This window comes from Cytobacillus praedii, assembly GCF_001439605.1.
Classification (GTDB): Bacteria; Bacillota; Bacilli; order Bacillales; family Cytobacillaceae; genus Cytobacillus; species Cytobacillus praedii.
On record NZ_LMBX01000021.1, the window covers coordinates 1 to 13,360 of the forward strand.

13 protein-coding genes and 1 other annotated feature are annotated in these 13,360 nt (G+C 37.2%); of the genes, 1 reads left to right on the top strand and 12 read right to left on the bottom strand.

The features are described 5' to 3' along the window. Positions 1 to 102 precede the first annotated feature (102 nt). From ileS to spoIIGA, 11 genes are all read right to left on the bottom strand, one after another. Complete coding sequence (gene ileS / locus ASU02_RS19115; protein ID WP_057766747.1) at positions 103 to 2,874, bottom strand: isoleucine--tRNA ligase; 2,772 nt, start codon at positions 2,872 to 2,874, stop codon at positions 103 to 105. Between the two features lie 97 nt (positions 2,875 to 2,971). Next, positions 2,972 to 3,234, bottom strand: a binding site (T-box leader). Positions 3,235 to 3,282: 48 nt separating this feature from the next. Then, the gene (locus tag ASU02_RS19120) at positions 3,283 to 3,798 is read right to left on the bottom strand and encodes a DivIVA domain-containing protein (protein ID WP_053475593.1); all 516 of its coding nucleotides are present in this window, start codon (positions 3,796 to 3,798) and stop codon (positions 3,283 to 3,285) included. A gap of 458 nt (positions 3,799 to 4,256) precedes the next feature. Beyond that, positions 4,257 to 5,030, bottom strand: a complete 774-nt coding sequence (locus ASU02_RS19130) for a YlmH family RNA-binding protein (RefSeq protein WP_057766595.1) — start codon at positions 5,028 to 5,030, stop codon at positions 4,257 to 4,259. 60 nt (positions 5,031 to 5,090) lie between these two features. After that, a complete protein-coding gene (locus ASU02_RS19135) occupies positions 5,091 to 5,354 on the bottom strand; it encodes a YggT family protein (RefSeq protein WP_057766597.1) in 264 nt (87 codons plus the stop codon). Between the two features lie 6 nt (positions 5,355 to 5,360). Then, positions 5,361 to 5,804: a cell division protein SepF gene (locus tag ASU02_RS19140; RefSeq protein ID WP_057766600.1), complete on the bottom strand. Its 444-nt coding sequence runs from the start codon at positions 5,802 to 5,804 to the stop codon at positions 5,361 to 5,363. Between the two features lie 6 nt (positions 5,805 to 5,810). Then, the gene (locus ASU02_RS19145) at positions 5,811 to 6,497 is read right to left on the bottom strand and encodes a YggS family pyridoxal phosphate-dependent enzyme (RefSeq protein ID WP_057766602.1); all 687 of its coding nucleotides are present in this window, start codon (positions 6,495 to 6,497) and stop codon (positions 5,811 to 5,813) included. A gap of 5 nt (positions 6,498 to 6,502) precedes the next feature. Continuing rightward, a complete protein-coding gene (gene pgeF, locus ASU02_RS19150) occupies positions 6,503 to 7,321 on the bottom strand; it encodes a peptidoglycan editing factor PgeF (protein ID WP_057766604.1) in 819 nt (272 codons plus the stop codon). Positions 7,322 to 7,465: 144 nt separating this feature from the next. Further along, the gene (locus tag ASU02_RS19155; protein ID WP_057766606.1) at positions 7,466 to 7,735 is read right to left on the bottom strand and encodes a YlmC/YmxH family sporulation protein; all 270 of its coding nucleotides are present in this window, start codon (positions 7,733 to 7,735) and stop codon (positions 7,466 to 7,468) included. 212 nt (positions 7,736 to 7,947) lie between these two features. Further along, positions 7,948 to 8,727 carry an RNA polymerase sporulation sigma factor SigG gene (gene sigG, locus ASU02_RS19160; RefSeq protein WP_053475586.1) on the bottom strand — a complete coding sequence of 260 codons (780 nt, stop codon included), beginning with the start codon at positions 8,725 to 8,727 and terminating at the stop codon, positions 7,948 to 7,950. A 181-nt stretch (positions 8,728 to 8,908) separates the two neighbouring features. Next, complete coding sequence (gene sigE, locus ASU02_RS19165; RefSeq protein WP_057766608.1) at positions 8,909 to 9,628, bottom strand: RNA polymerase sporulation sigma factor SigE; 720 nt, start codon at positions 9,626 to 9,628, stop codon at positions 8,909 to 8,911. A gap of 43 nt (positions 9,629 to 9,671) precedes the next feature. Then, the gene (gene spoIIGA, locus ASU02_RS19170) at positions 9,672 to 10,604 is read right to left on the bottom strand and encodes a sigma-E processing peptidase SpoIIGA (protein ID WP_057766610.1); all 933 of its coding nucleotides are present in this window, start codon (positions 10,602 to 10,604) and stop codon (positions 9,672 to 9,674) included. Positions 10,605 to 10,903: 299 nt separating this feature from the next. Between spoIIGA and hmpA the strand changes: the two genes are divergently transcribed. Next, the gene (gene hmpA / locus ASU02_RS19175) at positions 10,904 to 12,133 is read left to right on the top strand and encodes an NO-inducible flavohemoprotein (RefSeq protein ID WP_057766612.1); all 1,230 of its coding nucleotides are present in this window, start codon (positions 10,904 to 10,906) and stop codon (positions 12,131 to 12,133) included. A 53-nt stretch (positions 12,134 to 12,186) separates the two neighbouring features. Here hmpA and ftsZ read toward each other — a convergent pair whose 3' ends face one another. Next, the gene (gene ftsZ / locus ASU02_RS19180; protein WP_057766614.1) at positions 12,187 to 13,338 is read right to left on the bottom strand and encodes a cell division protein FtsZ; all 1,152 of its coding nucleotides are present in this window, start codon (positions 13,336 to 13,338) and stop codon (positions 12,187 to 12,189) included. Positions 13,339 to 13,360: the final 22 nt, after the last annotated feature.

Below are 13,360 nucleotides of genomic sequence, written 5' to 3' on the forward strand. Positions count from 1 at the left end.
AAAAAATTAAGGACTTTTTTATAAAAAGGGGTTCGGAATGAGACCATTCCGAACCCCTTTTGTCGACAATCTGAGCCCCTGTATAAACAGGGACTCATACAATTATACAAGATGACTATAGTGATTTTCTACGACATCTGCACAACGTGGGCATAAAGTTTCGTATTCCTTACTCTTTCCTACCTCAGGTGTAACAATCCAACAGCGCTCACAAGTTTCACCTTCAGCCTTTGTAACAACGATTGCTGTATTTTCAAATTTAAGAGCATTTTCAGGAGCATCTTCTAATTTACCAGCAAGTTCAAAATCAGAAACGATAAATAGCTGCTCTAAGTTTTCATCAATTGAGTCAAGCAAATCTTTTACTTGTTCATTTACGTACAATGTAATTTTTGCAGTCAATGATTTACCGATGACTTTTTCATTACGAGCTTCTTCTAGCGCCTTTAAGACATCATCCCGAAGCTTCATGAAAGAAGTCCATTTTTCTTCGAGAGCTTTTGCTTTCGGAAGTTCTTCGTAATCTGGCATATCTGTTAATTGTACACTTTCCTCTTTAACTGATGGAATAAAGCCCCAAACCTCATCAGCAGTATGAGAAAGAATCGGAGCCACCAATTTTGTTAATGCAAGCAAGCTTTCATAAAGAACAGTTTGGATTGCACGGCGATCTTTTTGATCCGTTCCCTCAATATATAAAATGTCTTTAGCAAAATCAAGGTAGAAGGCACTTAAATCGAGTGTACAGAAATTGTTAATTGCATGATAAATCCCTGCGAACTCGTAATTTTCATAGGCATTACGAACAGTTTTAATCAATTTATTTAGCTTTACAAGCATAAACTGATCCACTTCGCGTAAATCTTCATAAGCCACTTTGTTTACGGAAGGATCAAAATCATCTAGATTTCCAAGCAAGAAACGGAATGTGTTGCGGATTTTTCGGTATACTTCAGCCACTTGTTTTAAAATTGGGTCAGATACGCGGACATCTGCTTGATAATCAACAGATGCAACCCATAGTCTTAAAATATCTGCACCAAGCTGGTTCATAACTTTAGCGGGAACAACAACGTTTCCAATTGATTTACTCATTTTTCTTCCTTCACCATCAAGGGCAAACCCATGGCTTAAAACCCCTTTATATGGAGCTTTTCCAGTTACAGCAACAGCTGTTGACAGAGAAGAATTGAACCATCCACGATATTGGTCTGAGCCTTCAAGATATAAGTCAGCTGGTCTTTGCAGATCATCACGTTCTAGAAGAACTGCTTGATGGGAAGAACCTGAATCGAACCAAACATCCATAATATCTGTTTCTTTTGTAAACTTTCCATTCGGGCTTCCAGCATGTGTAAAACCTTCAGGAAGCAAGTCGTTCGCTTCACGTTCAAACCAAATATTTGAACCATGCTCTCGGAAGAGGTTTGAAACATGATCAATTGTCTCATCTGTAATAATGGCTTCTCCATTTTCAGCATAGAATACTGGAATCGGTACTCCCCAAGCACGCTGACGGGAAATACACCAATCGCCACGGTCACGAACCATATTAAATAATCTCGTTTCTCCCCATGCAGGTACCCATTTAGTTTCCTTTACTGCGTCCATAAGCTCATTGCGGAAATCTTTAATGGAAGCAAACCATTGAGCTGTCGCACGGAAGATTACTGGTTTCTTCGTTCTCCAATCATGCGGGTATGAGTGAGTAATAAATGTAAGCTTTAGTAATGCTCCAACAGCATCGAGCTTTTCAGTAATCGGCTTATTTGCTTCATCATAGAATAATCCTTCAAAACCTTCAGCTTCGTTCGTCATAACCCCGCGATCGTCCACTGGGCATAATACATCTAGACCATATTTTTGACTGACATAGAAATCATCTTCTCCATGTCCTGGTGCTGTATGCACACAGCCAGTTCCAGCATCTGTTGTTACGTGTTCCCCAAGCATAACAAGTGAATCACGGTCATAGAATGGATGTCTAGCTAGAATATGTTCAAGCTCAGCGCCCTTCACAGTTTTAACAACTTGCGGATTTTCCCATTCAATCTCTTTTGTTACTGCCGCTAATAAATCTTCGGCTACTAGATACTTGCTCCCCTTTTCTTCAACGACAACATAAGTTAGTTCAGGGTGTACAGAAATTCCTAGGTTTGCTGGAATCGTCCAAGGTGTTGTCGTCCAAATGACAATTTGCGTATCTGAATCAAGAACATTCTTGCCGTCTGCCACTTTAAATCCAACATAGATTGAAGGAGAGCGTTTATCTTTATATTCAATTTCTGCCTCTGCTAAAGCAGATTCAGAAGAAGGAGACCAGTAAACAGGCTTTTTCCCTTTATAGATATAGCCTTTCTTCGCCATATCTCCGAAAACCTTAATTTGCTGTGCTTCATATTCTGGTTTTAACGTGATATAAGGATTTTCCCAATCTCCCCTAACACCTAAACGTTTAAATTGTGTGCGCTGGCTGTCGATTTGTCCATAGGCATACTCTTCACATAGCTTACGGAATTCAGCAACCGTCATTTCCTTGCGTTTTACCCCTTTATTTGTTAAGGCTTGCTCGATTGGCAGACCATGTGTATCCCATCCTGGAACATAAGGGGCATTATAGCCAGTCATTGATTTATGACGAACGATAATATCCTTAAGAATTTTGTTTAATGCGTGCCCCATATGGATATCACCATTTGCATATGGTGGTCCATCATGCAGAACGAACATTGGACGGCCTTTCGTATGGTCTTGTACTTTCTTGTAAATATCCATCTCTTCCCATTTAGCTTGAATTTCCGGCTCACGCTTCGGTAAATTCCCTCTCATTGGAAATTCTGTTTTTGGCATCAATAACGTGTCTTTGTAATCCATGTCCATTCCTCCAATTTCGATCATTAGCTCCATGATTGCCATTTCTTTTGCACAATAAAACTTACTGTAAAGTAAATAAAAAAACCCTCTCATCCCAAAAAGGGACGAGAAGGTTTTATCTCCCGCGGTACCACCCTTGTAGATAGAAATTCAATCATTTTCTATCCTCTCAAGCATTCTTAACGCGAATGAATCGCCTATGCTTAATAATTCAATTGAACGTTCAGCAAGGAACTCAAGGGTGATTTTCCAATATTTCGCTTCTTCCGGGCTTCCACCATCCCCGAATCGCTAACAATGCAATTTTTATGCACTGATTAAAGCATATAAATATTGTACTGTCCCTCTCACAGTTCGTATTTCCTATTTACTTTGTTTTAAAAATTATATGCATTTATTAGAGTTTCGTCAAGCTAATGAATCTTCTTCTTGTGCAGATTTTAATTCAGTTGCATCAAGCTCATATTCGAGAAGATGATCCCAATCATCATTATTCAATAGATCTAATTGTGCCTCAATTAACATCTTAAATCGAGTCCTGAATACCTTTGATTGTTTTTTTAGCTCTTCAATTTCAAGAGCAATCTTTCTAGCTTTAGATAACGATTCATTCACAATCCGGTCAGCATTTTTTTCAGCTTCCTTAATGATGAGCTTTGCTTCTTTTTGCGCATTTCTCCTCACTTCTTCAGCTGCTTCCTGCGCCACGACAATTGATTTGTTTAATGTTTCTTCAATCGTAGTAAAATGGCCAATGCGTTCGTTGAGATCATTTAGCCTTTCTTCTAATTCCTTTTTCTCCCGAATGACAATTTCATAGTCTTTTATCACTTGGTCAAGAAATTCGTTCACTTCGTCTTCATCATAGCCTCGGAATCCTTTGCTGAATTCCTTATTATGAATATCCAACGGTGTTAATGGCATCATGGCCACCTCCCAAAATCCTTCAATTATGTATAAAGCTATTATTCGACAACTTGCAGCATATTCCTGCAAATTGAAAATAATTTTTATAACAGCCATTCACCCTAACATGAAACAAATTAGTATGATATATACAGAGGTTGATTTCCACTTCAGGCAACTCGCTTTCCGCGTGGTAGACGATTAGCCTCCTAGACACATTAGTGCCTGCGGGGTCTCACCTGTCCCAATCCTACAGCAGGACTTTGAATTAGCTGCAGTGAATAGTTCATCGCACAAATGAAATACAACAGCATTTTCGAGGAGTCACGCACCTTCCGCTCCAATCAACTAACTTTTTTTGCATGCAAGGTCAATTAGAAAATGACTAAAAGCAACCAATCATAGAAAAAGGCAATATACATGAAAATATCTAAACAAGTCATGTATAAATGTATTCCAATTTGCCAGTAATATAATTACTTTGCCTTCCCTGCGGTAATTTTCCATTTATCTTTTTTTGTTTTTCCTTCAATGGAAATGATTTTAGAGCGTCCATAGCCCCTGACAGATATCATATCATATTCTTTGCATTCAAAAGCAGGGTTTTCGATTAAACTCCAATTTAATTTTATCAGACCTTGCTGGATATAACCTTGTGATTTTTGCCTAGATATATTATAAATTGCTGAAATAACAGTATCTAATCTCAGAGAAGATGCTGTAACAGAAACTTCATACCAATTTTCCTCTGGCTGAACGGCATTTGCAAGTGGCTGCGAATGTAAGCTAACAGTTGTTTTACCAACCGATTCTAATTGCAAGCAAATATAATCCTCCACATCTTTTGAAACAAAAAACTGAATTCTCCCGTTGTGGACAAGAATATCACCAAACTTGCCCCTTTTTAAGCCTAATGACATTAAGCTGCCAAGTACTTGAGGATGTTGAAGTGAAATATATTTCCTAGGGTATTCTACTTCAAATAAACAAAGTTGAAAATCATCTTCTGTCACTTGAAAATAATCTGGATAAATAATCGCACGCTTTCGTTCTGAAGTGAGTGTACCGCCAAAAAATTCAAATTTCACTTCTGTTTGATTGCCTATGATTGACCTCACAATTCCCTGTTCCCTTGGATCAAGAAAATCAGTTAACTTCGGTGCATAGGAAGCATCAACGGCATTCTTCCAGTTAAGGACTTGATCGATAAACTCCTTCTCTTCAGGACGGAAATGCTGGTATATCGTCATTCATTAACCCCTTTTCAACCCCAAAATAAAGAGGGCCGAGTATAAGCCCTCTTTCATTGTTCAACTTATCCATACAAATAATTGCCCTAATCCGCTTATAGCAAATTTAAGAACTAATATCGCAACAATTGGAGAAATATCGATCATTCCAAGTGGAGGAATTATTTTTCTAAATGGCTCTAAATATGGCTCACAAATCTTTGCTAAAAATTGTCCAATTGCAGATTCTCTTGCACCTGGAAACCAAGACAATAGAATGTAAATAATTAATGCCCATGAATAATAATTAATTACGGTTGCGATAATGTTGAATAATAGTACCATTTAGTGCTACCACCTCGTATTTTCAAAATCTTGCTCTTGCATCATTTGTGAAATGTTTCCGGAAATTTCTATATTATCAGGTGTACACAAGAAAATATCTGTTCCAACCTTTTGAATATCTCCACCAATTGCATAAACGGTTCCGCTTAGGAAATCCACGATTCTTTTTGCCTGATCCTTTTCAATTCTTTGTAAATTAACTACAACCGCACGTCTATTTTTTAAATGGTCAGCAATATCCTGTGCTTCGGCATAAACACGTGGTTCAACCAGGACCATTTTAGATGACTTTTGGACACTTTGCAGGCTGACAATATTATTTTTTTGTGCAGGCTGAGCTTTTGGTGTTTGTTTTACTGCCTCCAATTCTTCTTCGACGATTTCCTCTTCCTTATAGTCATATTCATCATCTAAGAAGAAAAATGTTTTAAATTTATTCTTGATACTCATTTTCTATCAACCTCCTACTCCTTCTTCGCCTACCAATGCGGTGCCTATCCGTACCATGGTCGCCCCTTCTTCAATGGCAATTTCATAGTCATTTGACATTCCCATTGACAATTCTGTACAAGGCGCATAATCAAGTTCTAAGTTTTTGATTTTTCTCTGTAATTCATTTAGTTTTCGGAAACATGAACGAAGTACTTGTTCATCTTCTATATATGGCGCCATTGTCATCAAACCACAAATTCGTATTTTTTCAAACTTGCTTAAGCTTAAAACGAATTCTCCTACTTCATCAGGAGATAACCCTTGCTTTGATTCCTCACCAGAAACATTTACTTGAACAAAGCAATTCGTAACTTTTTCAGCTCTTTTATTTATTTCTTCTGCAAGTGACATTCTATCCAAGGAGTGAATATAATCGACTTTATCAATAATATTTTTTACTTTTCGTGATTGCAGGGTTCCTATATAATGCCACATTGGCTTGTCCCTCAATACATCCCATTTAGCAAGGAGACCCTCATCCCGGTTCTCTCCTAAATGGACAATACCCGCTTCAACGGCTTCCTTGGCTCTTTCAATAGTTACATATTTAGTAACAGCAATGATTGTTACTTCACTAGAATGTCTGTTAGACCTTCTACAAGCCAACTCGATGTTTTCTTGAATCTTTTGCAGATTTTCTATTACCTTCAAACCGGTTAATCCTCCTTCCAGCCGATAAAACTCATCATTCTCCCCGTCTTTCCCTTATCTCTTCGATGGGAGAAAAAATGTTCCTCATGACAGCTGGTACAAAAATTCGAAACTTGGATGTTTTCTTCTAATACACCTGCTTGTAAGAGGATTGCTTTATTTACTTCCTTTAAATCTAATTCATATTGATTCTCTTGTATTTGATTAAATGGAACATCCAATTGATCACCTAGACGATTCTTAACTAAAGTGATCACTGGTTCGTCTACAACATAACAATTACGGCATATTGAAGGACCGATAACGACATGAACGTCTTTCTCTCCTATGCCATTCTTTTTGTATAACGTCAGCATTTCCGCTGCTATTCCATTTACAGTTCCCTTCCAGCCTGCATGCGCTACACCCATTGCCCCTGTTTCTTCATGAAAGAAAAATAAAGGGACACAATCAGCAAAGCAGAGTGTTAGTAAAATGTTTTTATCGAACGTAAAAAAACCGTCTGTGTCCTTGAATGATTCATCATAACTTAGTGAACCTTTACCTGCAGCATTCTCAGCTACCACTTCTATATTTATCTTATGGGTTTGTTCGGCTCCGATCCAGTTCTCAACTGGGAACTGGAGTGTCTCAGCCATACATTGACGATTTTCTCGAACACTCGCGATAGAATCATTCACATGTAAACCAAGATTCAAAGTGGAGAAATAAGATTCACTAAATCCGCCATTCTTAGACGTGAATCCTGCGACTAATTTCGGAAATTTATCCATCCATTCCTTAATAAGAAAATGTCTAGTATCTTTCAAGATAAATGGTTCCATTAGATAGCCCCTCAGCTTTTCTTCTAGCGCAGCGTACCTACCACTTGAATACAAGAATGTCAGAAGTGAATAAGATACTTTTCGCTGTATATTTTCTTTAGTTTACCATAACAATCATTGTCTTCACAGTTTTAAAAGACATATTTATGCATCTTCCTCAGCATTATTCAACATATTATTATCTTTATGTCTCACTAATATCACATCTTCGCCAATTTTTAATATGTTTTTCCAAGGAATCACAATATCTTCATCACGTCCAAAAAAGCCTAAAACCTTCCCCGTTCCCCCAATAATCACAGCATCTATTTTCCCTGTCTGAATATTAATATCAATATCTCCAATATTTCCTAATTTCTTTCCATTTGATACATTTACTACATCTTTCAATTGGAATTCAGAGATTTTAATCATTTCTCGCGCCCCCAGTATTTCATTCTACATAAAATATATGATTACATATGCAAAATTATTGGTAACAAACATGTTTTTATTAATGAAAATCGAAAAGCGGAGACGACTGATAAGATCCGACATGCATAAAGCGGGCTGGATGGAAAGTTGGCCTATGACCTCAAAGGGCTAAGAGCCCCTGCTAGACAAAAAAAGCCGCCAACTTGGCAGCTTTAGCTTTGGATATTTTTATTCATCTGTTTAATTGCCGCTTTTTCAAGTCTAGATACTTGTGCTTGTGAAATACCAATTTCCTCAGCAACCTCCATCTGGGTCTTCCCTTGGAAAAATCGTTTTCTCAGGATCATTTTTTCCCGATCATTTAACCTCCTCATCCCTTCTTTTAGTGCGATTTCTTCAATCCATTGAATATCTTTATTTTTTTCATCACTTAATTGATCCATAACATAGATTGGGTCTCCGCCATCATTATAGATTGGCTCAAATAAGGAGACTGGATCTTGAATAGCATCTAATGCAAAAACAATTTCCTCATGTGGGACATCTAGCTCTTTCGCAATTTCAGCAGCTGTCGGCTCCTTGGATGTTTTACTCATTAGTCGTTCTCTCACCTGAAGTGCCTTATAAGCAATATCCCTTAAAGAACGAGAAACTCGAATGGGATTATTATCACGCAAATATCTTCTAATCTCTCCGATAATCATCGGAACAGCATAGGTGGAAAACTTCACGTTTTGACCTAAATCAAAATTATCAATAGATTTCATTAGGCCGATACAGCCGACCTGGAATAGGTCATCAACAAATTCGCCTCTATTATTAAAGCGCTGTATAACACTTAGTACGAGACGTAAATTTCCGTTGACGAGTTTTTCCCGCGCGGATATATCCCCCTTATGCATTTGCTTGAAGAGCTCTCTCATTTCTTCGTTTTTCAATACTGGAAGCTTTGAAGTATCAACACCGCAAATTTCTACTTTATTTCGAGTCAATCCTTTTCCCTCCTCACAGGAGCTGCTGTACAAAAAACAGTATTTCCTTGAGAAGGAAAAATATGCACTTGTCTCTTTTTACTATTTTTAAGAAAACTGACTTAAACATCATAAAATAAGCTGTTTTTTAGTCTATATATTTTAAAAAAAATATTTTTGTATCCCAAAAAAATAAAATGGCTTACACCATTTTATTAAACTCCTTCTTTAATCTTTTTATGATTCTTTTTTCCAATCGGGAAATATAAGATTGAGAAATACCAAGCATATCTGCCACATCTTTTTGTGTCTTTTCTTCCCCAGTTCCAAGACCAAAGCGAAGCTCCATTATTTGCTTTTCACGATCAGATAACTGATGCAATGCTTTTGATAGCAGCTTTTTATCCACATTTGCCTCTAAATCCTTTGTGATAATGTCCTCATCTGTTCCAAGTACGTCTGATAGCAGCAGTTCATTTCCATCCCAATCTATATTTAAAGGTTCATCAAATGAAACTTCGGATCGAATTTTGTTATTTCTTCTTAGATACATAAGGATCTCATTTTCAATACATCTTGATGCATATGTAGCTAGCTTTATTTTTTTTTCAGGATTAAAGGTATTGACAGCCTTAATCAATCCAATCGTACCGATACTTATTAAATCTTCTATATTGATTCCCGTGTTTTCAAATTTCCTCGCAATATAGACAACTAAGCGTAAATTTCTTTCGATAAGAATGGACCTGGCTGCCTTATCACCATTTGGAAGTTTTTCCAATAATACTTCCTCTTCTTCTTTACTTAAAGGAGGAGGCAATGCTTCACTTCCGCCGATGTAAAATACTTCATCTGTTTTCAGACCGAGTTTCATTAGAAATTTATACCAATAGTATGAGATGCGAAGCTTTAATCTTTTCATGTAAAGTCCTCCTCTGTATAGAAAATTAATAGATTATCCTCGATTAAGCGTGTTTTACCTCAGCTCTTCTAGTACTCGTTAACATTTTTGGGTGAACGATACACTGAAATGCATCGTCCGGAGAAAGCTGCTGTATAGAAAAAGATACCAGTCCACTTTCCACATGATAAAGCTCATCTTCTTTTTCAATGAGAATTTTATCTGGCTTTATCGCTATGATTAACTGATGCTCTTGTCCAAGTACACTATACGGGATAATCCGCATTCTATTCTCCCAATCAGGCGCTACTTCTTCAGCACCAAGAATAATTTTTTCAGGGTTCTTTGCCATCTCAACTAGGTCCTCAGGAAAGTCTGTTACTCTTTCTCTAATCGAAACGAACATAACTGGCATTTTTGAAATCGGATCATAGAGCTGATTTCCACTATCAATTAAGCCTTTAAATGAATAAGACACATCATTTATCTGAATAATTACCTTTATCAATGAATCATATTGAATTTTTGTTATTTCAATCGCTTCCATATTGCGTTTAGACAAATGCCAGGCAATTGGGAAACCTATGAGAACAAAAAGCCAGCTAATCGGATCACCAAATCCTTTGACGCTTGCAATTAAAACGGAGGAAGATAGCTTGAAATCAAATTTCAAAAAATAATGGACACCTATTAAGGATCCTCCAATCAAAAAGGTCACTAAATAAAAAGTCATTAAACCATTTAGAAAAAAACGAATCCTCTTAAATCCAAGTGAAGTCAATACCATGACAATTGAAAATAACAATTTTGTAATTGGATGGCCAGCATAGGAATGTAATGGGGTAATTGATAATAGAATAATTACTGACCCAATCAATCCCCCTGCAAAAATCCTCCATAGCCGGACATCTCTTTTTAATATGATTGCTGTCAAATAAAGGAGGAGGCTATCAAATAAAAAATTCAGAGCCCAAATAATATCTAAATAAACCTCCAATCCTCTTCCTCCTTTTAACTACTTCCATAATTCGGACTATACAAGAATGGATATGTCTTCTATTTTTCACCCTATTAATCTGTTAAAAAAAGTATAGCGCACTCCACTAGAAGGAGTGTGTCACTTTCTGTAATGAAAACGATAGAAATTTTCACTATTCTTTTCGGATTTTGTCATTATTTATCTTTTTCATTCATTACAAACAAAATTCTTTATATAAAAGTGTGATGTACATCACGGTAATTAAAATTTCAATTCACTATAATGACAGGGAAAATAGAAAAAAGGAGTTTTTCAACATGTTAGAACAAAAAACAATTGATATTATTAAAAGTACTGTCCCTGTTTTGGAACAGCATGGAGAAGCCATCACAAAAACGTTCTATGAGTTAATGTTCAAAAAACACCCAGAATTATTAAACATTTTTAATCATGCAAATCAAAAACAAGGCCGTCAGCAAAAGGCTCTTGCCAGCACAGTTTATGCAGCTGCTAAGTATATTGATCAGCTCGACGCTATTATTCCAGTTGTTACACAAATCGCACATAAGCATCGTTCATTAGGTATTAAGCCTGAGCATTATCCGATTGTCGGGGAGCATTTATTATTAGCAATTAAAGAAGTCCTTCAAGATGCAGCAACTGAAGAAATTATTGATGCATGGGCAAAAGCTTATGGTGTTATTGCAGATACGTTTATTAGCGTTGAAAAGGGCATGTACGAGGCAGCTGAAAATCAGCTAGGCGGATGGAAGGATTTCAAGAATTTCAAAGTAGAAAAAATTGTTCAAGAGAGCGAATGCATTAAATCATTTTATTTCAAACCTGCTGATGGGGGAAAAGTTTCAAATTATATCCCCGGACAATATATAAGCTTAAAGCTTACAAATATTCCAGGACAACACTTTACACATATTCGTCAATATAGCTTATCCACTTCTCCAAATAGCGAATATTATCGCATCTCAGTAAAAAGAGAAGATGAAATAAATACTAAACCGGCTGGCATCGTTTCTACCTTCTTGCATAACGAACTGAAAATCGGTGACTTCGTTGAAATTAGTGCACCTGCTGGCGATTTTGTACTAGAAGAAAGCAATGACAAATCCATTCTGCTTCTAAGCGGTGGTGTAGGAATTACACCGATGCTTAGTATGCTAAATCACCTGGAAGATAAAAATAAGCAAACAGTGTTTGTTCATGCTGCAATCAACGGACACGTCCATGCATTTTTAGATGAGGTAAAACAAATTGACCTCAATAATAATGCCATTTCAAGCTTTATCTGCTATGAAAAGCCAACTGCGCTTGACAGGGAAGAAAAAAGATTTGATAAAGAAGGATTTATTACTGCTGACTGGCTAAAAACAATTGTAAGTGATAAAGATTCAATCGTATATATGTGCGGACCGGTTGTCTTTATGCAAGCCATGTTTGAAACTTTATTGCAAGCAGGATTTAAAAGAGAAAATATTCGCTACGAATTCTTTGGCCCTGCAATGGAACTGAAGGAACCTGAACACGCATAGTAAAAAGGACATGCTCCCATTTAGGAGCATGTCCTTTTTATTTATAAATTTACTTAGCGTCTTCTATTTCGATTGCGTAAGAAAGTTGGGATGTCTAAAGTTTCTTCTGCTTGTTGAGATGGAGTATTTCTTACTGGTTCATGCGAAATCTCTTCTCTCTTTTGCTCCCGCTTAACAGTACCCATTGTATTTGGCTTTTGCTGTCCAAATGAAGGTCTAGTCTGTTGCTGTTGCTGTTTTACCTGAATGACATCCTCATTAAATCCTGTTGCAATAACTGTTACAAGAATCTCATCATTTAGGTCTTCATTAATAACCGACCCAAAGATCATATTTACATCTTGGTCAGATGCAGTTGCTACGATATCAGCAGCCTCTTGAACTTCATATAAACTTAAGTTAGTGCCGCCAGTAATGTTCATAAGAACCCCTTGAGCACCATCAATTGACTTTTCAAGCAATGGAGACGAAATTGCTTTCTTCGCAGCTTCAGTTGCACGATTTTCACCTGAAGCAATCCCGATTCCCATTAAGGCTGATCCTTGGTTAGACATAATCGTTTTAACATCAGCAAAATCTAGATTGATTAATCCTGGAGTAGCAATTAAATCAGAAATCCCTTGTACCCCTTGACGAAGAACATTATCTGCTTCACGGAAAGCTTCAAGCATCGGTGTACTTTTATCAACGATCTCTAATAATCGGTCATTAGGAATAACAATAAGTGTGTCAACTGCTTCCTTCATTGAAGCAATACCACCAGCAGCTTGTGTTGAACGCTTACGGCCTTCAAATGTGAATGGACGAGTAACAACACCAACTGTCAGAGCACCTAAGTCACGCGCAATTTGGGCAATAACGGGAGCTGCTCCCGTTCCTGTTCCTCCACCCATTCCAGCAGTAACGAAAACCATGTCTGCTCCCTTTAATGCTTCTTCAATTTGCTCTTTACTCTCTTCAGCTGCCTTTTTTCCAACTTCAGGATTCGCACCAGCTCCGAGCCCACGAGTCAGCTTTCCGCCAATTTGCATTTTTATTTCTGCTTTTGATAGATTTAAAGCTTGGGCATCCGTATTAACAGCTATGAATTCTACACCTTGTACCCCGTGTTCAATCATTCGGTTAACCGCGTTGTTACCGCCGCCGCCAACGCCGATGACTTTTATCGTTGCTAATGAATCTAAATTAGTATCAAATTCCAACATGACAAATCCTCCTAATTCGTCG